The sequence below is a fragment of the Streptomyces sp. NPDC058701 genome (assembly GCF_042715295.1).
GTDB lineage: Bacteria > Actinomycetota > Actinomycetes > Streptomycetales > Streptomycetaceae > Streptomyces.
On record NZ_JBHXSY010000011.1, the window covers coordinates 144,816 to 167,065 of the forward strand.

21 protein-coding genes and 1 pseudogene are annotated in these 22,250 nt (G+C 74.8%); 14 read left to right on the plus strand and 8 right to left on the minus strand.

Annotated features, from left to right (window positions below; all coding sequences use genetic code 11):
* Together ACFWW8_RS14995 and ACFWW8_RS15000 are read right to left on the minus strand one after the other, a co-directional pair.
* A complete protein-coding gene (locus tag ACFWW8_RS14995) occupies nucleotides 1–468 on the minus strand; it encodes an indole-3-glycerol phosphate synthase (RefSeq protein ID WP_386528402.1) in 468 nt (155 codons plus the stop codon).
* A gap of 137 nt (nucleotides 469–605) precedes the next feature.
* On the minus strand, nucleotides 606–1,388 hold the full coding sequence (locus ACFWW8_RS15000) for a pyrimidine reductase family protein (protein WP_386528405.1): 783 nt from the start codon (nucleotides 1,386–1,388) through the stop codon (nucleotides 606–608).
* Nucleotides 1,389–1,484: 96 nt separating this feature from the next.
* On the opposite strand from ACFWW8_RS15000, the gene zapE reads away from it, so the two are divergent.
* Together zapE and ACFWW8_RS15010 are read left to right on the plus strand one after the other, a co-directional pair.
* The gene (gene zapE, locus ACFWW8_RS15005) at nucleotides 1,485–2,540 is read left to right on the plus strand and encodes a cell division protein ZapE (RefSeq protein ID WP_386528571.1); all 1,056 of its coding nucleotides are present in this window, start codon (nucleotides 1,485–1,487) and stop codon (nucleotides 2,538–2,540) included.
* 61 nt (nucleotides 2,541–2,601) lie between these two features.
* A complete protein-coding gene (locus ACFWW8_RS15010) occupies nucleotides 2,602–3,027 on the plus strand; it encodes an OsmC family protein (protein WP_386528408.1) in 426 nt (141 codons plus the stop codon).
* Nucleotides 3,028–3,119: 92 nt separating this feature from the next.
* On the opposite strand, the gene ACFWW8_RS15015 is transcribed toward ACFWW8_RS15010, so the two are convergent.
* Entirely contained in the window at nucleotides 3,120–3,761 is a 642-nt protein-coding gene (locus ACFWW8_RS15015) for a GNAT family N-acetyltransferase (protein WP_386528411.1), read from the minus strand.
* Nucleotides 3,762–3,943: 182 nt separating this feature from the next.
* On the opposite strand from ACFWW8_RS15015, the gene ACFWW8_RS15020 reads away from it, so the two are divergent.
* The 3 genes from ACFWW8_RS15020 to ACFWW8_RS15030 all read left to right on the plus strand — a co-directional run bounded on the left by ACFWW8_RS15020 (nucleotide 3,944) and on the right by ACFWW8_RS15030 (nucleotide 7,872).
* A complete protein-coding gene (locus ACFWW8_RS15020; RefSeq protein ID WP_386528414.1) occupies nucleotides 3,944–5,320 on the plus strand; it encodes an alkaline phosphatase PhoX in 1,377 nt (458 codons plus the stop codon).
* Between the two features lie 798 nt (nucleotides 5,321–6,118).
* The gene (locus ACFWW8_RS15025; RefSeq protein ID WP_386528573.1) at nucleotides 6,119–6,949 is read left to right on the plus strand and encodes a PPK2 family polyphosphate kinase; all 831 of its coding nucleotides are present in this window, start codon (nucleotides 6,119–6,121) and stop codon (nucleotides 6,947–6,949) included.
* A 17-nt stretch (nucleotides 6,950–6,966) separates the two neighbouring features.
* On the plus strand, nucleotides 6,967–7,872 hold the full coding sequence (locus ACFWW8_RS15030; protein WP_386528417.1) for a polysaccharide deacetylase family protein: 906 nt from the start codon (nucleotides 6,967–6,969) through the stop codon (nucleotides 7,870–7,872).
* Nucleotides 7,873–7,894: 22 nt separating this feature from the next.
* Here ACFWW8_RS15030 and ACFWW8_RS15035 read toward each other — a convergent pair whose 3' ends face one another.
* Both ACFWW8_RS15035 and ACFWW8_RS15040 read right to left on the minus strand, forming a co-directional pair.
* Nucleotides 7,895–8,086, minus strand: coding sequence for a hypothetical protein (locus ACFWW8_RS15035; protein ID WP_386528420.1), 192 nt, complete (start codon nucleotides 8,084–8,086; stop codon nucleotides 7,895–7,897).
* 107 nt (nucleotides 8,087–8,193) lie between these two features.
* Entirely contained in the window at nucleotides 8,194–8,868 is a 675-nt protein-coding gene (locus tag ACFWW8_RS15040) for an AIM24 family protein (RefSeq protein ID WP_386528423.1), read from the minus strand.
* 71 nt (nucleotides 8,869–8,939) lie between these two features.
* Here ACFWW8_RS15040 and ACFWW8_RS15045 point away from each other — a divergent pair, with 71 nt between their 5' ends.
* The 4 genes and pseudogenes from ACFWW8_RS15045 to ACFWW8_RS15060 all read left to right on the plus strand — a co-directional run.
* Nucleotides 8,940–9,692, plus strand: coding sequence for an aminoacyl-tRNA hydrolase (locus tag ACFWW8_RS15045; protein ID WP_386528426.1), 753 nt, complete (start codon nucleotides 8,940–8,942; stop codon nucleotides 9,690–9,692).
* Nucleotides 9,693–9,811: 119 nt separating this feature from the next.
* The gene (locus tag ACFWW8_RS15050) at nucleotides 9,812–11,227 is read left to right on the plus strand and encodes a DUF692 domain-containing protein (RefSeq protein WP_386528429.1); all 1,416 of its coding nucleotides are present in this window, start codon (nucleotides 9,812–9,814) and stop codon (nucleotides 11,225–11,227) included.
* Nucleotides 11,224–12,273, plus strand: a complete 1,050-nt coding sequence (locus ACFWW8_RS15055) for a TIGR04222 domain-containing membrane protein (RefSeq protein ID WP_386528430.1) — start codon at nucleotides 11,224–11,226, stop codon at nucleotides 12,271–12,273. Before ACFWW8_RS15050 ends, ACFWW8_RS15055 begins: the two co-directional genes overlap by 4 nt.
* A 192-nt stretch (nucleotides 12,274–12,465) precedes the next feature.
* A pseudogene (locus ACFWW8_RS15060) lies at nucleotides 12,466–12,675 on the plus strand (alpha/beta hydrolase); the annotation flags it as partial.
* 108 nt (nucleotides 12,676–12,783) lie between these two features.
* Here the strand turns inward: ACFWW8_RS15060 and hemQ are convergent.
* A complete protein-coding gene (gene hemQ, locus ACFWW8_RS15065; RefSeq protein ID WP_383919705.1) occupies nucleotides 12,784–13,497 on the minus strand; it encodes a hydrogen peroxide-dependent heme synthase in 714 nt (237 codons plus the stop codon).
* Between the two features lie 23 nt (nucleotides 13,498–13,520).
* The gene (gene hemG, locus ACFWW8_RS15070; RefSeq protein ID WP_386528434.1) at nucleotides 13,521–14,990 is read right to left on the minus strand and encodes a protoporphyrinogen oxidase; all 1,470 of its coding nucleotides are present in this window, start codon (nucleotides 14,988–14,990) and stop codon (nucleotides 13,521–13,523) included.
* 139 nt (nucleotides 14,991–15,129) lie between these two features.
* Between hemG and ACFWW8_RS15075 the strand changes: the two genes are divergently transcribed.
* Both ACFWW8_RS15075 and ACFWW8_RS15080 read left to right on the plus strand, forming a co-directional pair.
* The gene (locus ACFWW8_RS15075; RefSeq protein WP_386528437.1) at nucleotides 15,130–16,242 is read left to right on the plus strand and encodes a DUF4349 domain-containing protein; all 1,113 of its coding nucleotides are present in this window, start codon (nucleotides 15,130–15,132) and stop codon (nucleotides 16,240–16,242) included.
* A gap of 86 nt (nucleotides 16,243–16,328) precedes the next feature.
* On the plus strand, nucleotides 16,329–17,711 hold the full coding sequence (locus tag ACFWW8_RS15080) for an FAD-dependent oxidoreductase (RefSeq protein WP_386528440.1): 1,383 nt from the start codon (nucleotides 16,329–16,331) through the stop codon (nucleotides 17,709–17,711).
* A 157-nt stretch (nucleotides 17,712–17,868) separates the two neighbouring features.
* Here ACFWW8_RS15080 and hemE read toward each other — a convergent pair whose 3' ends face one another.
* Nucleotides 17,869–18,876, minus strand: coding sequence for a uroporphyrinogen decarboxylase (gene hemE / locus ACFWW8_RS15085; protein ID WP_386528443.1), 1,008 nt, complete (start codon nucleotides 18,874–18,876; stop codon nucleotides 17,869–17,871).
* A gap of 187 nt (nucleotides 18,877–19,063) precedes the next feature.
* Here hemE and ACFWW8_RS15090 point away from each other — a divergent pair, with 187 nt between their 5' ends.
* The 3 genes from ACFWW8_RS15090 (at nucleotide 19,064) to ACFWW8_RS15100 (ending at nucleotide 22,196) form a co-directional block, all read left to right on the plus strand.
* On the plus strand, nucleotides 19,064–19,720 hold the full coding sequence (locus tag ACFWW8_RS15090) for a DUF3000 domain-containing protein (protein WP_386528446.1): 657 nt from the start codon (nucleotides 19,064–19,066) through the stop codon (nucleotides 19,718–19,720).
* A 344-nt stretch (nucleotides 19,721–20,064) separates the two neighbouring features.
* A complete protein-coding gene (locus tag ACFWW8_RS15095) occupies nucleotides 20,065–20,727 on the plus strand; it encodes a response regulator transcription factor (protein WP_267720058.1) in 663 nt (220 codons plus the stop codon).
* Between the two features lie 146 nt (nucleotides 20,728–20,873).
* Nucleotides 20,874–22,196 (plus strand): ribonuclease D, encoded by a 1,323-nt coding sequence (locus ACFWW8_RS15100; protein ID WP_386528449.1) that lies wholly within the window; start codon nucleotides 20,874–20,876, stop codon nucleotides 22,194–22,196.
* Nucleotides 22,197–22,250: the final 54 nt, after the last annotated feature.

Consider the following 22,250-nt stretch of genomic DNA (forward strand, 5'->3'; position numbering starts at 1 on the left):
CTATTCGTTGTGGGCGAAGAGCTTGAGCACCGGAACGCCCACCTTGTGGCGGGCGCGGGAGGCCCAGTCCCGGTGGAAGAACTCCTCCACGAAGTGCGGGGCGGTCAGGACGATCACCTCGTCGGCCCCGGTCTCCTCGACCACGTCCTTCAGCCGGTCGAGCGGGTGCCGCCCGATGATCTGCCCGGTGGCCTTGGCACCCTTGCCGCGCAGCGCGTTCAGGGAGTGCGCCAGGGCGTGTGCGGCGGGGCCCTGTGCGGCGTCGCCCTCGGGCTCCTCACCCTCGCGGACCGCCTCGGGAAGCTCGCCGAGCGCCACGTCGTCGATGGCGCGCAGCAGTCGGTCCTGGTCGCCCCGGGGCTGCATGAGGACGACGAAGGAGACCGCGTCGTCTCCGTGCAGGCTGGTGACGAAGTCCACGTCCACCGTGGTCAGCGGCTGCTCGATCATCAATACGCTCGTGAACACGGACGCCCTCTCCTTCATGGGCCGAGGCCGGCTGGCGGGCCGGCCCCTGCGGAAACCATCCTGCCCCGCTGTCGCACGGGGCTTGCGCAGGTATATGCCCAGCGGAAGCTAAGCGGAACGACAAATTCCGCCCCTTGTCAGATCCGACGGTAGCTCGTGAAGAGGAACCCGGCCTCTTCCAGTACGCAGGCGGGCGCCAGCCGGTGCGGAACCGCGACCGAAGGGCCTCCGGAGATCCGCTGGGCGCTGCCGGCGGTGAGCATCGGCGAGATGGTCAGGCACAGCTCGTCCAGCGCGTCGGCGGCCACGAACTGCCCGAGCAGCCGGGGTCCGCCCTCGGTGAGCTGGCGGCGCAGCCCCCGCCCGGCCAGTTCCCGTACCGCCCGCGCCGGGTCCACGCCGGTCCCGTCGCCCGCCACGACCACCTCGGCACCGGCCTCGACCGCCTCGGCGACGCGGTCGGCGGGGGCTGCGGCCCCGGTGACCACCAGGGTGGGGACCAGGGGCGAGGTGAACAGCGGCAGGGTGAAATCCAGGTCCAGGCTGGCGGTGACCACCGCGATCGCGGGGGCCGGCCCCTGGCCCGCGGCCTCGCGCCGGGCGGCGAAGGCGTCCCGCGCCCGGGCCGGCCGGTACCCCTCCTGGCGAACCGTTTCAGCACCGACGACCACGACGTCGGCCAGCGCCCGCAGGGTGCCGAAGATCCGCATGTCGGTCTCGCCGGAGATCGGCTGCGAGCGGCCGTCGTGCTGGGCCGCCCCGTCCAGGGTCGAGACCATGTTGGCCCGGAGCCAGTGCTCACCGGCACCGAGGGAGGGGTACGCGTACGCCTCCGCCAGCTCGTCCAGCGACCATGCGCGGTCGGCCGGATCCCGGGGTGGGGCCGGTGTCTGATCGGTCACAGGGAACAGGCGTCGCATCGGTGCAGTGTGCCACGCCCCGTAGAGTTGAGTGCTGTGTCGACCTCTCCCTCCACCTCGGGTTCAGCCGCCGCGCGGCCCGCCGAACGGCCTCCCATAGCCGACGCCGGCCCGCAGTCGCTGTGTGCCCGCGAGCCCCGGGTGCCCGCCGAACGGCTGGTGGCCGAGATGGTGCCCCCGCCGCGCTTCGACTCGGTGCGCTTCGACACCTACGACCCGGACCCGGCCCAGCCCAGCCAGACCGAGGCCGTCACGGTGCTGAGCGGCTTCGCCGCCGGCCTCGGCGGCGCCCACGCGACCGGCTCCGGCAAGCGGCGCTGGTTCGCGAAGAAGCCCGCGGCCCCGACGGGCCCCCGCGGCGTCTACCTCGACGGCGGCTACGGCGTCGGCAAGACCCACCTCCTCGCCTCCCTGTGGCACGCCACCCCGGCCGAACCGGCGCTCAAGGCCTTCGGCACCTTCGTGGAGCTCACCAACCTGGTCGGCGCGCTCGGCTTCCAGCAGACCGTGCAGACCCTCGGCGGGCACCGGCTGCTGTGCATCGACGAGTTCGAGCTCGACGACCCGGGCGACACCGTCCTGGTGTCCTCCCTGCTCAGCCGCCTGGTCGAGCAGGGGGTCGCGCTGGCCGCCACCTCCAACACGCTGCCCGGCAAGCTCGGCGAGGGGCGTTTCGCCGCCGCCGACTTCCTGCGGGAGATCCAGGGGCTGTCGGCGCACTTCCGACCGCTGCGGATCGACGGCCAGGACTACCGCCACCGGGGGCTCCCGGAGGCGCCGGCTCCCTTCTCCGAGGAGCAGGTCACCAAGGCCGCGTACGCGACCCCGGGCGCGAGCCTGGACGACTTCCCGGCCCTGCTGGAGCACCTGGCCCGGGTCCACCCGAGCCGCTACGGCGCGCTGACGGACGGGCTCTCGGCGGTCTGTCTCACCGAGGTCGGACCGGTGCCGGACCAGTCGACGGCGCTGCGGCTGGTGGTGCTCGCCGACCGGCTGTACGACCGGGAGGTCCCGGTCCTCGCCTCGGGCGTGCCGTTCGACCGCCTGTTCAGCGACGAGATGCTGAACGGCGGCTACCGCAAGAAGTACTTCCGGGCGATCTCGCGGCTCACCGCGCTGGCACGCGACGCGAAGCCCCTGGTGTCCCAGTAGGTTTGGCACGGTCGGGCCCTTTCGCGGCCCGGCCGTTCCCACTTCTGCGAAGGGATCCACCATGGCCACCACGCGTCACGCGCACACCGTCTGGGAAGGCAACCTCCTCAAGGGCTCGGGCGTCGTCAGCCTCGACTCCTCCGGTCTCGGCTCGTACGACGTCTCCTGGCCCTCGCGCGCCGAGGCGGCCAACGGCAAGACCAGCCCCGAAGAGCTGATCGCCGCCGCGCATTCCAGCTGCTACTCGATGGCGCTCTCCCACGGCCTGGACGGCGCGGGCACGCCGCCCACCCGCCTGGAGACGAAGGCCGACGTCACCTTCCAGCCCGGCGAGGGCATCACCGGCATCCACCTGACGGTGCGCGCCGAGGTACCCGGCCTGGACGCGGAGGGCTTCGCCGCCGCCGCCGAGGACGCCAAGAAGAACTGCCCCGTCAGCCAGGCCCTGACCGGCACGACGATCACGCTCTCCGCCGAACTGGTCTGACGGCCGGAGCCGGTCCGGCCCGTTCGCGGACCGGCGGCCGTTCGCCGCTCCGGCCCGGCACGCCCCGGCCGTTGCGGCGCTCGGGACAGCCCTCAGGGTCCGAACAGCCCGCGGCACCCGTCCAGGCCCGCCAGCTCCACCGGCACCGTGCGGTGGGCCTCCCAGTCGGCGCGGTCCAGCCGCAGTCGGCGCAGGGTCCGGGCGGTCCCCCGTACGGAGACCGTCTCCAGCCCGTCCGGGCGGTAGCCCAGCTTCTCCGAGACCCGCAGCGAGCCCGCGTTGTCCGTCATCGCGGCCGAGGTGGCGCTCCGCGCACCGAGCCCCTCGAACGCCAGGTGCAGCACCGCCGCCCGCATCTCCGTACCGATGCCGCGGCCCTGGTGGACGGCGCCGAGCCACGAGCCGGTGTGCGTCTCGCCCGTGACGGCGAACTCGGCGGCGGACAGGTCCTGGCGGCCGACCACCGACCCCGCGCACCGCACCGCCAGGCTGAGCGTCCAGTCCCGTACGGTCCAGCCCGCGACGGTGCCCAGCACGTGCTGGAACACCGCCCGCCCCCGTTCCGCCGGGGCCGCGTCGGTCCACGGCACGGTGAACGGCATCCGCCCGGGGTCGTGGACCCCGTCCGCAGCGACCGCCGCCAGCTCGGCCAGGCCGGCGAGGTCCGGCAGGCACAGCTCCAGCCGCGGGGTCGTGATGCGCAGCCCGTACAGGGGCCAGACGTCGCGTTCCATGGCAGGAGCCTGCCGAATCCGCGCCCGGACGTCGAGCGCGTTTCCACCGGCGCCGGGCGGCGGAACCCGCGGACCCGGTGGTGTGACGCCCGGGCGGGAGCGCTCGCGTCGGCCCCCGGCGGGCGGGCCGCCGTGGTAGCACGGGCCGTTCACATCTCCATTACCGCCGCCGGGAGTTGCCGATGTCCGTCACCCGACGCAGCCTGCTCGCCGCCGGCGGGATCGCCTTCACCGGCGCGCTCGGCGCCCTGTTCGCCGGTGGCGCCGGAGCCGCCCCGGCCACCGGCCGGGGGTACGGACCGCTGCTGCCCGATCCGCGCGGGCTGCTCGACCTGCCCGCCGGGTTCTCCTACCGGGTGCTCTCCCGCGCGGGCGACCCGCTGCGCTCCGGCGAGGGGCCCGTGCCGGGGAACTGCGACGGCATGGCCGCCTTCTCCGCGGGCGCCGGCGGCGGTGTCGGCTCCACCGCCGGAGGCAACCGGGTCCGGCTGGTCCGCAACCACGAGAACCGCACGACCGCCGCCCTGCGCGTCCCCGCCGTCGCGGGACTGACGTACGACCCGCAGGCGCTGGGCGGCTGCACGGTCCTGGAGCTGGACGGCGCCGGCCGGGTCGTCGGCGAGCGAGTCGCCCTGGCCGGTACGGCCGTCAACTGCGCGGGCGGGCGGACCCCCTGGAACACCTGGTTGAGCTGCGAGGAGACCGAGGACCGCGCCGGCACCTCCGGTTACACGCTGGACCACGGCTACGTCTTCGAGGTGGACCCCGCCCATCCGCACCGCTCGGGGGCCGTCCCGCTCACCGCGCTGGGCCGGTTCGCCCACGAGGCCGTCGCCGTGGACCAGTACAGCGGGATCGTCTACGAGACCGAGGACGCCTTCGTCGAGCCCTTCGGGCTGTTCTACCGCTTCCTGCCCGAGCGGCCCCTCGGCGGCCCCGGCTCGCTGCGGGCGGGCGGCGCCCTGGAGGCCCTGCGCGTACCGGGCCTGGCCGACCTGTCGGTGGTGGACCGGCCCGGGGCGGAGTTCCCGGCGCGGTGGGTGCCCGTACCCGACCCGGGGGCGACGACGACCCCGATCCGGCTCCAGGACTTCGGGCCGGGCGGGATCACGCACGCGCAGAAGCTGGAGGGCTGCTACTGGGGTGGCGGCGGGGTGCACTTCGTCTCCAGCTACGCCCGCAGCCGCGAGGGATCGGCCGCCGACCACCACGGCCAGGTGTGGTTCTACGACCCGCGGCGCGGCCGGCTCCGACTGGACGTCCTCTTCGGCCCGGCCTCGGACACGACCCTGCCCGGGGACTCCCCCGACAACATCTGCCTGGCACCGGACGGCGGCCTGATGGTGTGCGAGGACGGCGGCGGGGCGCAGTACGTCTTCGGCGTCACGGTCGGCGGCGAGGTCTACCCGGTCGCGCGCAACGCGCAGGACGTCGGGCGGCCGGGGGCGCCGGAGTGGGGGGAGTTCGCCGGAGTCACCTTCTCCCCCGACGGCCGGACGATGTACGTGAACGCCTACGCCCCGGGGACGACGTTCGCAGTGACGGGCCCCTGGCACTGACACCGGCCGCCACATCGCGATTCCGTTCGATCGGAGGGAAGATCGAACGGAATCGACACGATGGGGGTAGGTGGCGTGGCAAAGAAGCACACGGACCGGCGGAACCGGCAGCCCGACCCGGACGGCCCCGCATTCCCGGACGCCCGCGAGCCGGCCGACCGGGGCGGGAAGACCCCGAGCGCCAAGAAGCGGACCCGGCCGAAGGCCGAGGCGGAGGCGGAGGCCGGTCCCGGACCGAAAACCGGCGCCGACACCGAGCCGAAGGGCAAGGCCAAGGGCAAGGCGAAGGCCGAAGGCAAGGGCAAGGGGAAGAGCAAGGCGAAGGCCGAGGGCAAGGGCGCGTCCCCGGACCGGCCGGAGGGCGATGACAGCGCCCGGCCGGACATCGGCGGCAGGGCCGAAGCCAAGACGAAGGCCAAGGCGAAGGCCAGGACGAAGGCCGAGGCGAAGGCCAAGGGGAAGAAGGAGCCCGAGAGCTCGTCCTCCGAGCGGCCCGGCGCCGACGACGGCACCGGCCCCGGGACCATGGCTACGGACCGCCCGGAGGCGGACGACTCGGGAACCAGGAAGGGCAAGCCCAAGGCCAGGAGCAGGACCGGGGCCGCGACCGAGGCCGGCGGTCGGCCGGAGGCGGACCACGCGGGAGCCGAGAAGGCCGAGGCCAGGGGCAAGGGCAAGGGCAGGGCCGAAGCGAGGGCCGAGGTCACCGACCGGCCCGGGGCGGAGCCTCGCGGGACCGGGCCGGAGCCTCGCGGCGGGAAGGGGCGGGAGTGGCCCGGGGCCGGGGACGGTCCGGAGCTGCGGGAGGTGTTGCGGGTTCCGGCGGGCGAGCGGGTGGACCTGCGCCGCTTCGACCCCCGCGCCACCCCCGCCGGGCCCACGGGCAAGGCGGCGGGCGTGGCGGCCACCGCCGCCATGGCGGAGCGGCTCGGTTCCCTCCAGGAACGGCTCTACGCGGCCAGCACCGCCGGCAGCCCGCAGCGCGTCCTGGTCGTCCTCCAGGGCATGGACACCAGCGGCAAGGGCGGCACCGTCAAGCACGTCATCGGCCAGTTCAACCCGTCCGGCTGCCGCATCCGGGCCTTCAAGACGCCCACCCCCGAGGAGCACAGCCACCCCTTCCTCTGGCGCGTGACGCAGGCCCTCCCCCAGCCCGGCGAGATCGGCATCTTCGACCGCTCCCACTACGAGGACGTCCTCATCGCCCGCGTCCGCGAACTGGTGCCGCGCAGTGTGCTCGGCCGCCGGTACGGGCAGATCAACCGGTTCGAGCAGACCCTCGCGGACGACGGCGTGACCGTCGTGAAGGTCTTCCTCCACATCAGCTACGAGGAGCAGCGCGAGCGGCTCCTGGAACGGCTCGACAACCCGGACAAGCACTGGAAGTTCAATGAGGGCGACATCGAGGAGCGGGGCCTGTGGCCCGCGTACCAGGAGGCCTACGAGAAGGCCATGGAGCGGTGCTCCACGGACGCCGCGCCCTGGTTCCTCGTCCCCGCGGACCGCAAGTGGTACCGCAACTGGGCGGTCAGCAAACTGCTGCTGGAGCACTTGGAGGCCATCGGTCCGCAGTACCCGAAGGGTGATTTCGACGTGGAGGAGTGCCGTGCACGTCTGATTGCCACATAGTCATATATTTTGCCTGCGTGACTCTTTCTGTGCGCAAAGCGGCAGCCGTAGCCGCGCTCGGTGCCGCCCTCGCGGGTTGCGGGGGCGGCACCGGCGCGTCGGACGCCGGACGCGAAGCCCGCATGGGCACGCCGGCGGCGACGGCCTCCGCCACCGCCTCCCCGTCCGGGAAGGCGCCCGCCGCCCCCGGCCCGTCCGCCCCGCAGGCCGGCCCCCCGGCCAAGCCCCCGACCATGGCGCCCGGTCCGAACGGTCTGACCCCGGTCTTCGAACGGGCGCGCCAGCAGGCCGACAAGACCGTCGCGCTGACCTTCGACGCCGACATGACCTCCGACCAGGGGCCCCGCGCCGCGGACGGGGAGCACTTCGACAACCCCGCGCTGATCTCGGCGCTGCGCACCCTCAAGGTGCCTTCGACGGTGTTCATGACGGGCCGTTGGGCCGAGGAGTACCCGGACCAGGCGAAGGCCATCGGCACCGACCCGAACTTCGAGATCGCGAACCACTCCTACAGCCACCACGCCTTCACGTCCCCCTGCTACGGGCTGCCCGCGCTCGACGCGGCGGCCGCCCGGGCCGACGTGGACCGGGCCTTCGCCGCCTTCCGCACGGCCGGCGCGGTCAACACCGTCCCGTACTTCCGCTTCCCCGGCGGCTGCTACGACGACCGGTCCCTGCGGGCCCTGTCCACGGCCGGGATCACGGCCGTCCAGTGGGACGTGGTCAGCGGAGACGCCTTCGCCAAGGACCCGGACGCCGTGGCCGAGCAAGTGCTCGCCGGGGTCAAACCGGGCTCGGTGGTGGTCATGCACTGCACGCGCAGCGCCGCCCCGGTCACCGAGGAGGCCGTCCGGAAGATCGTCCCGGAGCTGCGCAAGCGGGGCTACCGCTTCGTGAAGGTGTCCGAGCTCATCGGCACGTAGCGGGAGCGGGCGGGGGGGAGGCTCAGCCGGAGCAGGCGGTGCGCTGTGCCTCCTGCCATTCGCACACGGGGCACAGCACGATGCCCGGGGTCGCGACCCCGTACTCGGTGGGCCTGCCGCACTCCACGCAATCGGCGTACGGCGGCCCGGCCACCCGTCCGGCGGGCGCCGCCGGGGCCGCACAGTACGACGGGGTCACTTCCTGCTGCTCCATGGGTACGAGCCTACTCAGCCGGGCCGCCGGACGGCGGGGCCGGCAGCAGTGCGACCGCGGGCGGCCCGGCCCAGGGCGGACGGGCCGGGGAGGGCGTCCCCCGGGGGTCAGTGCGCCCCGGTCCGCTCGGTGACCTCGCTCGGGCGGACCATGACGAAGCCCTCGCCCCGCAGCATGAGCTGGACGGCCTCGCCGGAGCCGCCGCGGATCATCGACCCGGCCGACTGGGAGCGGTGCAGGCCCGTCTCCAGCCCTGCGCTCCAGCCGACGACCGCGTCGGTGTCCACGTAGACGGGCGCCTGCGCGGTCACCGGTATGACGATCGGGGCGCCGTCGCAGACGACGGCGAGCTTGCCGGTGCCGGTGAAGAGGCTGTTGAAGAGGCCGCCGCCGGCCATGCCTGCGCCCTTCACCATCTTGATCTCGTAGGACAGGGTGGGGTCGAAGCACAGCACGTTGCGGCCGTTGACGGTCAGGGCGTCGCCCGGCTCCAGGTCGACGATGAAGCAGTTGCCGCCCTGGTGGGCGAACCAGGCCTCGCCCTGCCCGCGCACCGTCATCAGCGCGAGGCCCTCGCCGGTGACGGCGCGCTTGAGCATGCCGCCGATGCCCTGTCCCCTGCGCTCGAACTGGAGGCTGCCCCGGAAGGCCACCATCGAGCCCTGGCGCGCGAGCATCTCGCCGTCGACGGCGTACTTCACCGATTTGGCGTTCTGCAGGGTCATGCCCGGGGCGGTGGCGGGCCGGGCGAGGTTCTCGGACGCGAACAGGTCACTCTTCATGGCTTCGATCCTCGCCCGGAGCGAGCCCCCTGGGCATCATCCTGAAGGCGGAGGCTGGCATCCTTGACAGGATGAGCAGCCAGCCCGCGCACGACACCACGGACGTACCCGCCGTCGGGTCCGACCGTCCCTTCCGCCAGGAGCACGCCGTCCGCGACGAGGCCCCGCAATTCGTTCTGCCGCTGGTCGTGCGGATCGAGAAGGCCGAGCCGCCCGCCCGCACGGACGCCCTGGAGACCGCGGCCCGCGCGGTGCTCGTCCTGCTGACCGACGAGCGGGCGCACGGCGAGGGCGAGTGGGCCGAAGCGGTCCGCGACTGGCAGGACGCCCGCATCCGCAAGGTGGTCCGGCGGGCGCGCGGCGCGGAGTGGCGCAAGGCCGGGACCCTTCCGGGCGTCACCGTGCACGGCGACGCCGCGGAGGTACGGGTCTTCCCGCCTGTGCCCCTCGACGGCTGGCCCAAGGAGCTGGCCAAGCTCCAGGTCTCGGGCACCGACCTGGACGACCCCGGGCTCGCCCCGCCCCCCGCCGGGGCGGACCTGCCCGTGCTGTGGCTCAACCCCGGCCTGGACATGTCGGCCGGCAAGGCCATGGCGCAGGCCGGGCACGCGGCGCAGCTCGCCTGGTGGGAGCTGACCGCACCGGAGCGGGCCGCCTGGCGGGAGTCCGGCTTCCGGCTGGCCGTACGGACCCCTCCGCGCGAGCGGTGGGCGGAGCTGAGCGGGAGCGGGCTGCCGGTGGTCCGCGACGCCGGCTTCACGGAGATCGCGCCCGGCTCGTGCACGGTGGTCGCGGACCATCCGGCGCTGCGGGCACGGCTCTGAGGCGGTTCCGCGGCCCCGCGGAACCTCAAATGTTGCTCTGAACGTCCCCCCGCGCGATTGGCGTGACCCGGCCGGGGCGAAGACACCGGCACAAGGTCCGATGAGAGGGGGCGGGGGACATGGAGCCCATGGCACACCTGGGGGTGGGCATCGGCTGGCGGCCGGAGATCTCGGACGCCGTCGAGCGGCTGCCCGGCCTGGACTGGGTCGAGGTGGTGGCCGAGAACATCTGCCCGGGCCACCTCCCGGCCGCGCTGGTGCGGCTGCGCGAACGCGGCGTGCGCGTCGTACCGCACGGGGTCTCCCTGGGGCTGGGCGGCGCGGACCGCCCCGACCCGGGGAAGCTGGCGGCGCTCGCCGAGCGGGCGGTGGCGCTGGGGGCGCCGCTGGTCACCGAGCACATCGCGTTCGTCCGCACCTCCTCGCCCGCGCTGGAGGCGGGCCACCTGCTGCCGGTTCCGCGCACGCGGGACGCGCTGGACGTACTGTGCGAGAACGTACGGATCGCCCAGGACGCGCTGCCCGTGCCGCTGGCGCTGGAGAACATCGCCGCACTGATCTCCTGGCCGGACGAGGAGATGTCGGAGGGCCGGTTCCTCTCGGAGCTGGTGGCCCGGACCGGTGTCCGGCTGCTCATCGACGTGGCCAACCTGCACACCAACCGGGTCAACCGGGGCGAGGACCCGGCGGCCGTTCTGGACGCGATCCCGCTGGAGGCGCTGGCGTACGTGCACGTGGCGGGCGGGGTGGAGCGGGGCGGTGTCTGGCACGACACGCACGCGCACCCGGTGCCGCCGGTGGTGCTGGACCTGCTGGCGGGACTGCGGTCCCGGGTGGATCCGCCGGGCGTGCTGCTGGAGCGGGACGACGACTTCCCGCCGGAGGCGGAGCTCGCCGGGGAACTGACCGCGATCCGCACGGTGCTGACGGCCGCCGGCCGGGACGCCGCGCCGCCGCGCGTACGCGTCACCGCGGCAGTCGGAGTCACCGCGGCGGCCGGAGTCACCGCGGTGACGGACGCGACGGCCGCGCCGCAGGCGGCTCCGGCCGACGGGTCCGGCGGTGACCCGGCGGGCCACGGCGGCGACGCCGTGGAGCCGGGTTCCGCGCCCGCCCCGGCCGGTGAGGCCGCCCGGACGTGCGTCGGGCTCCGGCAGGCCGCCCTGCTGTCGGCCCTGGTGGCCGCGACGCCCGTCCCCGAGGGGTTCGACCGGCAGCGCGTCCGCGTGCAGGCCCGCGCCCTCATCGCCAAGCGGGCCGGGGTGGTGGCCGGGCTGGCCCCCGAACTCCCCGCGATCCTCGGCGGCGACGGACCGTTCCGCGAGTCGTTCTCCGCGTACGCCAAGGGTCGTCCCATGACCGGCGGGTACCGCCGGGACGCGCTGGACTTCGCCGAGCACCTCCTCATCCGGGACCTGCCGGCCGACCCGGCCGCCCGGCGCCGGCTCACCGCCTGGTGGCAGGACCGGGCCGGAGCCCGGCCGCCCGGCCGCATCGTGCGCTGGGCCCGCGCCCTGATGGGGAGAGCGGCATGAACCTCCTCGCCCTGGCCGTCTGGCTCTGCGTCGGCGCCTCCACCGTCCTGCTCTTCCGCGGCCTGCGCCGCTCCCGGACCCCGGCGGCCGGGCCGGTCGCCGGCCTCCACGACCTGTCCGAGGCCGCGTTCCTGTCCGGCGGGCCCGGCGGCGTGGTGGACACCGCGCTCGTCTCCCTCCTCGGGGACGGCCGGCTGGTCGTCGGCGGCCCGGGCATCGTCCACGTACGGCCCGGGGCGCGGGCCGGCGACATCGCCGAGCGCGCCGTGCTCCAGGCGCACCAGTGGGCCCCTTCCGGCTGGCTCTACCAGGTCCGGTACGCCGCCATGCTCGACCCCGGCGTCCAGGAGACCGGCGACGCGCTGGCCGCCCGCGGGCTGCTGTCCCCGCCCGGCGCCGGGCGCACCTGGCGGCGCTGGGGGCTGGTCCAGACCGTGGTGTGCGCGGTGCTGATCCCCCTCTCGCTGCCGCTGACCTTCCTCGCGTACGTCCTGGAGCCCGGCCCGGCGGTGCCGTTCGCCGTGAAGGTGGTGCCCGCGCTGCTGGGCGGGATCGTCGCGGGCCTGATCGGCTCCGCCCGGGCCCGGAGCCGGCTGACCCCGGCGGGCGTCCGGGCGCTGCGCGAGCTGCGCGGCTCGTACGCGCACGACCCGACCCCGCACGTGCAGACCGCGCTGTTCGGGCTGCGCGGCCTGCGCGACCCGTTCCTGCGGCAGCAGTTGGTGCCGGCGGCGCGCGGCACCCGGCTCGCGGCGGCCCAGGCGCGCGGTCACCGCGGCCGCCACGGGTCCCACGACCACGGGTCGTCGGCCGACGTCCTGCCGGTCCTCTGGTGCGCCGGGAGCGACGGCGGAGGGGGCGGCGGCGGTTCGGGCGGCTGCTCCGGGGGCGGCGCCGGCTGCTCCTCGGGCTCCGGCTGCGGCTCCTCGGGCGGCGGCGGGGGCGGGGGCGGCAGCAGTTGCGGGAGCAGCGGGTCCGACTCTTCGAGCAGCTCCGGGTCCAGTTGCGGCAGCTCGTCCGGCTCCAGCTGCTCCAGCAGTTCCTGAACGCCCGTCACGACGGTCCGCGGGTACGGCAACCGGCCCTGGCGGCTTTGCTGTGCGGCGACCCGGGCCCGCCGGCCGCGCAGGCCGCCCCGGACTCCTCGGAGGCGGGCGCGGCGGCGGCGGCGGAGAACGCGACGGCCGGCTACACGGCCGGGGGGGGCGCCGGAGCTCCGGCGGCGTCTCGGCGCCGGGGCGGTGCTGGTCACGGGGCGGGACTCGGGCCACCACGGAGTGGTCGGCGGACGCGACGACTGCGTGGACCGTCACGTGGAGCGGTACCTGCTGCCAGGTGACGCCGCGGGACGGCGTGTCACGTGTGGACCGCATCCGGAGCCCGCACCGGTGTCGCTGGACGGCCGAGCAGCGAGTGCCCGCGGGGCACTTCTGCCGCCTGCCGTCTGAACTTCCGGGCGGGGTCTCCGGCTGCGTCGACTCGGGGGCTGTGCCTCCCGATCCACCGGCAGCGCCTCAGTCAGGGGCGCACGCCGGTTCTTCCCCCCAGGGGAGGTATCAGGCGAGTCCGGCCACCAGATCGGCGACGGACTTGCGGCGCCCGGTGTAGAAGGGCACCTCTTCACGGACGTGCATGCGGGCCTCGGAGGCGCGCAGGTGGCGCATGAGGTCGACGATGCGGTACAGCTCGTCGGCCTCGAAGGCCAGCATCCACTCGTAGTCGCCGAGGGAGAAGGAGGCGACGGTGTTGGCGCGCACGTCGGGATAGCCGCGGGCCATCTTGCCATGGTCGGCGAGCATGCGGCGGCGGTCCTCGTCGGGCAGCAGGTACCAGTCGTAACTGCGGACGAAGGGGTAGACGCTGACGTAGTCGCGTGCGTTCTCGTCGGCCAAGAAGGCCGGGATGTGCGACTTGTTGAACTCGGCCGGGCGGTGCAGGGCCATGTTCGACCACACCGGCTCCAGCGCGCGGCCCAGCTTGGTGCGGCGGAACAGGTTGTAGGCGCCCTGCAGTTCGTCCGCCGTCTCGGCGTGCCACCAGATCATGACGTCGGCGTCGGCACGCAGGCCGGACACGTCGTAGGTGCCGCGGACGGTGATGTCCTTGGCGCCCAGCTGGTCGAAGAGATCCTGGACCTCGTCGGCGTAGCCGGCGCGGTCCTCCGGGAGTACGTCCTTCAGCTTGAAGACGGACCACAGGGTGTAGCGGATGACCTCGTTGAGGTCCTTCGCCTTCTTCCCCGCGTTGGGAATCTTCTCTGGTGCAGTCATGTGTCCATTGTCCCGTGTGCTGATCAGTGGTCGGTGCCAGGGGTGCCGATCACGGCGGTCACCGCGTCGGCGGCCGCGTGCGCGCTGGCGACGCACGCCGGGATGCCCACTCCGTCGTAGAGCGCCCCGCACACCGCGAGGCCGGGCAGGGCCGCGACGGCGTCGCGGATCCGGGCGACCCGGGCGAGGTGGCCCACGGGGTACTGGGGCAGGCCGCCGTCCCAGCGGGTGACGGTGGAGGCGACCGGGCGGGCCGCGAGGCCGACGGCCGCGCCGAGGTCGGCGAGGGAGACGCCGACCAGGTCCGCGTCGTCCCGGGCCAGGTCCGCCTCGTCGCCGTGGCGGCCCACGGAGGTGCGCAGCAGGAAGAGTTCGGGGTCGGTCCCGGCCCAGGCCCACTTGTTGCTGGAGAAGGTGGAGGCCTTGATGGTGCGGCCGTCCACGGGCGGGACCAGGAAGCCGCTGGCACCGCCGCCGGTGACGGAGGCCGGCAGCTCGGAGCGGCGGAAGGCCATCGTGACCAGGGCCATCGAGGCGTACTCGACGGAGCGCAGCTCGGCGGCGGCCGCCGGGACGGTCCCGTCGAGCAGGCGTGCGGCGGCTCCGGCCGGCGTGGCCAGGATCACGCCGTCGGCCTCGACGGCCTCCGCTCCCGCCACCACCCGCCAGCCCCCGGCGGTACGGGTCACCTCGCGGACGGGGGTGTCCAGGAGGATCCGCGCCCCGGCCGCGCGGCAGGCGTCGGCCACGGCGAGCGGGAGCCGGCCGATGCCGCCGTCGATGCCGGCGAAGACGGGCCCGGCCGCCTGGGGCTGCTGCGCCGCCCGGCGCTGCAGTTCCCGTACGCCGTCGCCCAGCAGCGCGTGCGTGCGGGCGGCCTCGAAGAGCTGGGGGACGGCCGCGCGCATGGAGATGCGGTACGCGTCGCCGGCGTAGACCCCGCCGAGCAGGGGCTCCACGAGCCGGTCGACGACCTCGCGGCCGAGCCGGGCGGCGACGTACGCGCCGACGGCCACGTCCTCGCCGATCTCGGTGGGCGGCTGCTCGTGCTCGGCCCCGATCCGGGCCAGGCCCTCCGGGGAGAGCACCCCGGACGCGGCCAGCGGGCCCAGGTCGCCGGGGACGCCCATGACGTGCCCGCGCGGCATCGGCCGCAGCTCGCCGCGGGTCCACAGGTGGGCGGTGGCGGTGGCGGGCGCCTGCAGGGCCTCGCCGAGGCCGACCGCGCGGGCCAGTTCGAGGGCTTCGGGGCGGCGGGCGAGCACGGACTCGGCGCCGAGGTCGACGGGCAGGCCGGCGAGCTCGCCGGCGCGCAGCTTGCCGCCGAGCCGTGGTCCGGCCTCCACCAGGGTGACGCGGACGCCGTCGGCGAGCAGCCGGTGGGCGGCGGCGAGGCCCGCGATGCCCCCGCCGACCACGACGACGTGGCCCGGGGAGCCGTCCGGGGCCCCGGGGACGTCCGGCCGGTCCGTACGCATGTCCGCTTCGTGCATGGACACATCGTCTCAGACCGATCACCGACGCCGGACCGTGACCGCATCGGGACCGGGCCGGAACCGCGCGGGTGAAACCCGCACCTGGCCCCCGGACGTCGAACCGGCAACACCAGCCGATCTCCGGGGGTTCACCATCATGCATTCCGTGCGCGGACACCGCTCCGCGGCCGCTCTGGCCGTCCTCTCCCTGGCCGCGGCGCTCGCGCTCACCGGCTGCGGGGCCGGCTCCGCCGAGGACAGGTCCGCCGCGCGGCCGGCCGCCGCCGACCGGGCCCCGGCGGCCGGTCCGCAGGACGGCGCGGCGCAGGAGGGCGGGGCGGCCGCCGTCAAGCCGGGTGCCGGAACCGCCGCGCCCCCGGCGGCGGACGCCAAGGCCCAGCCGCAGCCCGCCCCGGTCCGCGCCCACGTGATCCGCACGGCGACGCTGGCCATCGAGACGGAGGAGCCGCAGAAGGCCCTCGCGGCGGCCCGCACGGAGGCGGAGCGGTCGGGCGGTTACGTGAGCGACGAGTCCACGGGGCGCGGCAAGGACGGCCTGGTCACCTCGACGGTGACGCTGCGGGTGCCGGGCGAGCGCTTCGACGCCGTGATCGGCTCGCTGGAGGGCGGCGGGAAGCTGCTGAACCGCAAGGTCGAGACGCAGGACGTGGGCGAGAAGGTCGCCGACATCGACAGCCGGGTCACGTCGCAGCGGGCCAGCGTGGTCCGGGTGCGCGAAATGATGGACCGGGCCTCGGCGCTGAGCGACGTGGTGATGCTGGAGGGCGAGTTGAGCCGGCGCCAGTCCGATCTGGAGTCGCTGCTGGCCCAGCAGGGCGCGCTGAAGGACCGGACCGCGCTGGGCACGATCACCCTCTCGGTGTCCGAACCGGCCCCGAAGGCCGCGGAGAAGAAGGAGGACGAGGCGGGCTTCTCCGACGCGCTGCGCGGCGGCTGGGACGTCTTCTCCACCCTGGTGCGGTACCTGGTCCTCGCGATCGCCGCGGTGCTGCCGTTCGCGGTCGCGGCGGCGCTGCTGGCGCTGGCGTTCCGGGTCTACCGCAGGCTGCGGCCCGCGAAGCCGCGCCCGGCGTCCGCCGCCGCGCTGGTCCCCGCGCAGGGTGCCGCCGGGCCGTGGGGCACGCCCGCGCCGCCGGCGGGCGCCCCCGGTGCCGCTCCGTCCCGCGCGAGGGCTTCGTCCCCCGCCGACTCCTCCGCCGACTCCCCCGCCGGGAGCGGCACCGGGTCCGGGGCGGACGGACAGGCCTGAGGCCGGCCGGGTAGGGGGAACACGCCTTCGCCCGTAGCGTGTTCCCCCGGACGACGGTGACGGGTGACGGAAGGACGGTACGGGCGATGGCGGCGGAACGACTGGTGGTGGTCGGGGGCGACGCGGCGGGGATGTCCGCGGCGTCGCAGGCGCGGCGGCTCAAGGGCCCGGCGGAGCTGGAGATCACCGCCTTCGAGCGCGGGCACTTCACCTCGTACTCCGCGTGCGGGATCCCGTACTGGATCGGCGGCCAGGTCGCGGGGGCGGAGGACCTCGTCGCCCGTACGCCCGAGGAGCACCGGGCCCGCGGCATCGACGTGCGCACCCGTACCGAGGTCGTGGAACTGGACCTGGCCGGGCAGCGGGTCCGGTCCCGGGATCTGGAATCGGGGTCCGAGTCCTGGACCGGCTACGACCAGCTCGTCCTGGCCACCGGCGCCCGCCCGGTCCGGCCCCGGCTGCCCGGCATCGGCGCCCACGGGGTGCACGGCGTCCAGAGCCTGGACGACGGCCGGCGGCTCATGACGAGCCTGGAGCGCACGGAGGGCCGGCGCGCGGTCGTCGTCGGGGCGGGCTACATCGGCGTGGAGATGGCGGAGGCGCTCGTCGGCCGCGGGTTCGACGTCACCGTCCTGCACCGCGGCGAGCAGCCAATGGCCACCCTGGACCCGGACATGGGCGGCCTGGTGCACCGCGCGATGAACGGCATGGGCATCGCCACGGTCTCCCGGGCCGAGGTGACGAAGATCCTGACCGACGACGAGGGCCGGGTCCGGGCGGTGGCGACGGCGGCGGGCGACGAGTACCCGGCGGACGTGGTCGTGCTGGGCATCGGCGTGGAGCCCCGCACCGCGCTGGCGCGCGCGGCCGGACTGCCGCTCGGCCTGTCGGGCGGCCTGCTCACGGACCTGTCGATGCGGGTCCGCGGCCACGGGAACATCTGGTCGGGCGGGGACTGCGTGGAGGTCCTGGACCTGGTCTCGGGCCGCACCCGGCACATTCCGCTGGGCACGCACGCCAACAAGCACGGCCAGGTCATCGGCTCGGGCGTCGGCGGCGGCTACGCCACGTTCCCCGGGGTGGTCGGCACCGCGGTGAGCAAGGTCTGCGACCTGGAGATCGCCCGGACCGGCCTGCGCGAGAAGGATGCCCTCGACGTGGGCCTGCGCTTCGTCACCGCGACGATCACCTCGACCAACACGGCGGGCTACTACCCGGGCGCGACGGAGATGACGGTGAAGATGCTGGCGGAGCGCCGCACGGGCCGGCTCCTCGGCGTGCAGATCGTCGGCGGCGCGGGCGCGGCCAAGCGCGTGGACGTCGCGGCGGTCGCCCTCACGGCGGGCATGACGGTGGACCAGATGGTCTCGCTGGACCTGGGCTACGCCCCGCCGTTCTCCCCGGTCTGGGACCCGGTGCTGGTGGCGGCCCGCAAGGCGGTCTCGGCGGTGCGCGCCGCCGGCGTGTAGCGGACCCGGCGTGTACCGGATCCGGCGTGCAGCGGACCCGGCGGGACGGCGGACCCGGCGGGCGGCTCGGCCGGTGGCCGGACGCGCGGAACGCCGGTCCGCGCCGTGTCGTGCACGGTGCGGTACCGGCGTCCCGGTTGTGTCGGTGCCGTCCGGCTCAGCGGGCGCTCCTGGTGTGGACGTAGTCCACCAGGCGCGTCAGGGCCTCCGGGTCGGTCGTCGGGAGGACGCCGTGCCCGAGGTTGAAGATGTGCCCCTCCAGGCCGGCGGCCGCCGCGAGGACCTCGTCCGTCTTGGCCTCGACCGCCTCCGGGGTGGAGAAGAGCACGGCGGGGTCCAGGTTGCCCTGGAGCGCCTTGCCGGGGCCGACCCGGCGGACGGCCTCGTCCATCGGGATGCGCCAGTCGACGCCCATGACGTCCGCGCCGGCCTCGCCCATCAGGCCCAGCAGCTCGCCCGTGCCCACCCCGAAGTGGATGCGCGGGACGCCGTACGACGCGACGGACTCGAAGACCTTCGCCGAGGCGGGCATGACCGAGCGGCGGTAGTCGGCCGGGGCCAGCGCGCCGACCCAGGAGTCGAAGAGCTGGACGGCGGAGACGCCCGCCTCGATCTGGACCTTGAGGAAGGCCGAGGTGATCTCGGCGAGGCGGTCCAGCAGGTCCGCCCACAGCTGCGGGTCCCCGTACATGAGGGCCTTGGTGTGCTCGTGGTTGCGGGACGGGCCGCCCTCCACGAGGTAGCTCGCGAGGGTGAACGGAGCACCCGCGAATCCGATCAACGGAGTGGAGCCCAGTTCACCCGTGAGCATGCCGATCGCCTCGGTGACGTACGAGACGTCCTCCGGGGTGAGGTCGCGCAGCTGTGCGAGGTCCTCGCGGCGGCGGATCGGCCGGGCGACGACCGGGCCGACGCCCGGCTTGATGTCCAGGTCGATGCCGATGGCCTTCAGCGGGACCACGATGTCGGAGAAGAAGATCGCCGCGTCCACGTTGTGGCGGCGCACCGGCTGCAGCGTGATCTCGGTGACCATGTCCGGACGCATGCACGATTCGAGCATCTGGGTGCCCTCGCGCAGCTTGCGGTACTCCGGCAGTGAGCGCCCCGCCTGCCGCATGAACCACACCGGGGTGTGGGGCACCGGCTCCCGCCGGCACGCCTTCATGAAGGCGGAATCGTACGTCTGACTCGGCTGGCCCGTGGTCGGGGTCTCCCCAGCTCGGGCGGAGCCTCGAGCGAGGGGAAGGTCGTTGGCACTCACGCCCCGAATCCTCGCACGTATGACGAAGTGCCCGGCCCGGTGCGGGTGTCCCTGCGCCGTACGGGCTCCCGTTCCGCCTAGTCTTCCCCGCATGGCTGCGGCTCAGGGACGATTTTCAGATGGCGCTGACGGTACGGACAGCGCGAAGGAGAGCGCCGTCCCGCTCCCGTTCCGGCGGGCGGTCGACGGCTTGAAGAAGGCGCGGCTGCGTGCGGGGATCGAGATCGACCCCACGAAACCACCCCAGCGGCTGGCTCCGCACGCCTACGCGCTGGAGGCGGCGGTCGTCGACGGCGAGGACGACCTGGCCGACGGCCGGCTCATCCTGCTCCACGATCCCTCCGGGCACGACGCCTGGCACGGGACGTTCCGCCTGGTGACGCTGGTACGGGCCGAGCTGGAGCCGGAGATGGCCGCCGACCCGCTCCTCCCCGAGGTGTGCTGGTCCTGGCTGACCGGGGCGCTCGACGCGCGCGGGCTGACGTACGGGGAGCCGAGCGGCACCGTCACCATGGCGAGCTCGCACTACTTCGGCGGGCTCGCGGAGCGGCGGCCGGCGACCCAGATCGAGATCCGGGCCTCGTGGACGCCCCGCGAGGGGGCGGGCGGGGTGCCGGACACCTCGGCGCACCTGTCGGCGTGGTGCGAGCTGCTGTGCCAGATCGCGGGGCTGCCCCCGGTGGGCCCGACGGACACGGTCACCGGCGTGGTCTCCCTGCCACAGCGGCGCGGTCCGCACCACCCGTAGGCGCGGGGCCGTACGGCGGCGCGCGGGAGTCCGTGCGCGGACCCGTACCCGGGCCCCGGCCCGGAGCCGTGCGGAGCCCCTGCGGGCCGGGTGGGATCCGCGGGCGGCCTCGTACGGCCGCTCGAAACCCGGAACCGAGTGGCAGATCCGGGCGTCCGTTGTGGGCTTCTGATCACCCGATGATCGATCGTCCGTCCGAATTGCCCGAATTGTTACTCACCAAATCGTGATCATTCCCTAAAGCCGGGCGGGTGACGTGCCGAAGGAGTCAGTGACCATCCGCACGGTTCGCACCGGCTTCCTTCCCCTAGCCGGCCGTCCCGCCACTCCCCCAGGAGGCCTAGGTGTCCGTTCTTCTCGAGCAGCCCGCAAGCCTGGTCGCCTACCGCCCGAACAAGCCGACGGCCATGGTCGTCGTGGCCGACCCGCGCGTGCGTTCCACCGTGACCCGCCATCTGTGGGCCCTCGGAGTTCGCGACGTGATCGAGGCTTCGTCCATCGCGGAGGCCCGTCCCCGCGTCGCCAGCCCGCGCGACATCTGCGTGGCCGACGTCCACCTGCCCGACGGTTCCGGTCTCACCCTGCTCTCCGAGACCCGCGCCGCCGGCTGGCCCAACGGCCTGGCCCTGTCCGCCGCCGACGACATCGGCGCCGTCCGCAACGCCCTCGCGGGCGGAGTGAAGGGCTACGTCGTCACCGGTACCCGGACGAACATCGGGCTCCCCACCCGGCCCGGCGCCGCCCCCATCGGCGCTGCCGCCGCCCGCATGCACCGCCGCCCCCCGGGTGCCCCGAGCCACCCGGGCGGCTACCGAGAGCTCTCCGGCCGCGAGGTCGAGGTCCTGCGCCTCGTCGCGGAGGGCCAGTCCAACAAGGCCATCGGCGTATCGATGGGCCTGTCCGCCCTGACCGTCAAGTCCCACCTCGCCCGGATCGCCCGCAAGCTGGGCACCGGCGACCGGGCCGGGATGGTCGCCGTCGCCCTGCGGACCGGAATCATCCACTGATCCCGCCCCGAGGCTCCCGGGCGAACTCCAGCGGTGGCCGGGGGTGCCCCCGGGGAAGCCCGGGGAGCCGTCCGCCCCCACCCTCCGCACCCGTCGCCGGAACGTTCCGGCGACGGGTGCGTCACATCCACGGATACCCTTGACCGGTGACCGACGCCCAAGAGACCGCAGCAGACGCGCGCACCACCACCGGGGGCGGCCCCCCGGACGAACGAGCTCCGTCCGACGGGCCGCCGATCCCCCTGCTCGAACCCCGCGAGGGGATCCCCCCGGTCGTCGCCGACGCGGAGTCCCTCGCCCGTGTGGTCGCGGCCTTCGCCGCGGGCACCGGCCCCGTGGCCGTGGACGCCGAGCGCGCCTCCGGCTACCGCTACGGGCAGCGCGCCTACCTGGTGCAGCTGCGCCGTGAGGGAGCCGGGTCCGCACTGATCGACCCGGTCGGCTGCCCCGACCTGTCCGACCTCGGCGAGGCCCTGTCCGGCACGGAGTGGATCCTGCACGCCGCCACCCAGGACCTGCCGTGCCTGCGGGACATAGGCATGGTGCCCACCTCCCTGTTCGACACCGAGCTGGCCGGACGCCTCGCGGGCTTCCCCCGGGTCGGCCTCGGCGCGATGGTCGAGGGCGTGCTCGGCTACGCCCTGGAGAAGGGCCACTCCGCGGTCGACTGGTCCACCCGCCCGCTCCCGGAGCCGTGGCTGCGCTACGCCGCGCTGGACGTCGAGCTGCTGGTGGACCTGCGGGACGCACTGGAGAAGGAGCTCGACCGGCAGGGCAAGCTGGAATGGGCCCGCCAGGAGTTCGACGCCATCGCCGCGGCCCCGCCCGCCCCGCCCCGCAAGGACCCGTGGCGCCGTACGTCCGGCATGCACAAGGTGCGCCGGCGCCGGCAGATGGCGGTCGTTCGGGAGCTGTGGGAGTCCCGGGACCGGATCGCGCAGCGCCGTGACGTGTCCCCGGGCAAGGTGCTGAGCGACGGGGCGATCGTCGAGGCCGCGCTCGGCCTGCCCGCGAACGTCCAGGCGCTGTCGGCGCTCCCCGGGTTCGGGCAGCGGATGGGGCGGCGCCAGCTGGACCAGTGGATGGCCGCCGTGGACCGGGCGAAGGGTCTGCCCGAGAGCGAGCTGCCGCAGCCGGGCGCCAGCGCGGCCGGTCCGCCGCCGCCGCGCTCCTGGGCGGACAAGGACCCGGAGGCCGCGGCCCGCCTGTCGGCGGCCCGCACCGCCGTCTCGGCGATCGCGGAGGGGCTGAACCTGCCCCAGGAGAACCTGATCGCCCCGGACACGGTCCGCCGGCTGTGCTGGGAGCCGCCGTCGCGGCTCGACCCGGCCGTGATCGCGGAGGCCCTGGCGGGCCACGGCGCCCGCCCCTGGCAGATCGAGCAGGTGACCCCGGCGCTCGTCACGGCCCTCGCCGCGACGGCGCCGCCGGCCCCCGAGCCGGCCGACCAGCCCGGTACCGCGGACTGATCACCGCCGCTCCGCACCGATCCGCACCGTTCCGTACGGGCAGAGCCCCCGGCC

Bases quoted from the DNA above. Each gene is read 5' to 3' on its own strand.
- ACFWW8_RS15090 (WP_386528446.1), top strand. From the start codon at position 19,064: ATGGCTGCGGCTCAGGGACGATTTTCAGATGGCGCTGACGGTACGGAC.
- ACFWW8_RS15055 (WP_386528430.1), top strand. From the start codon at position 11,224: ATGAACCTCCTCGCCCTGGCCGTCTGGCTCTGCGTCGGCGCCTCCACC.
- ACFWW8_RS15080 (WP_386528440.1), top strand. From the start codon at position 16,329: ATGGCGGCGGAACGACTGGTGGTGGTCGGGGGCGACGCGGCGGGGATG.
- hemG (WP_386528434.1), bottom strand. From the start codon at position 14,990: ATGCACGAAGCGGACATGCGTACGGACCGGCCGGACGTCCCCGGGGCC.
- ACFWW8_RS15020 (WP_386528414.1), top strand. From the start codon at position 3,944: ATGTCCGTCACCCGACGCAGCCTGCTCGCCGCCGGCGGGATCGCCTTC.
- ACFWW8_RS15000 (WP_386528405.1), bottom strand. From the start codon at position 1,388: ATGCGACGCCTGTTCCCTGTGACCGATCAGACACCGGCCCCACCCCGG.
- ACFWW8_RS15040 (WP_386528423.1), bottom strand. From the start codon at position 8,868: ATGAAGAGTGACCTGTTCGCGTCCGAGAACCTCGCCCGGCCCGCCACC.
- ACFWW8_RS15010 (WP_386528408.1), top strand. From the start codon at position 2,602: ATGGCCACCACGCGTCACGCGCACACCGTCTGGGAAGGCAACCTCCTC.
- hemE (WP_386528443.1), bottom strand. From the start codon at position 18,876: ATGAAGGCGTGCCGGCGGGAGCCGGTGCCCCACACCCCGGTGTGGTTC.
- ACFWW8_RS15035 (WP_386528420.1), bottom strand. From the start codon at position 8,086: ATGGAGCAGCAGGAAGTGACCCCGTCGTACTGTGCGGCCCCGGCGGCG.
- hemQ (WP_383919705.1), bottom strand. From the start codon at position 13,497: ATGACTGCACCAGAGAAGATTCCCAACGCGGGGAAGAAGGCGAAGGAC.
- ACFWW8_RS15045 (WP_386528426.1), top strand. From the start codon at position 8,940: ATGAGCAGCCAGCCCGCGCACGACACCACGGACGTACCCGCCGTCGGG.
- ACFWW8_RS15075 (WP_386528437.1), top strand. From the start codon at position 15,130: ATGCATTCCGTGCGCGGACACCGCTCCGCGGCCGCTCTGGCCGTCCTC.
- ACFWW8_RS15050 (WP_386528429.1), top strand. From the start codon at position 9,812: ATGGAGCCCATGGCACACCTGGGGGTGGGCATCGGCTGGCGGCCGGAG.
- ACFWW8_RS15015 (WP_386528411.1), bottom strand. From the start codon at position 3,761: ATGGAACGCGACGTCTGGCCCCTGTACGGGCTGCGCATCACGACCCCG.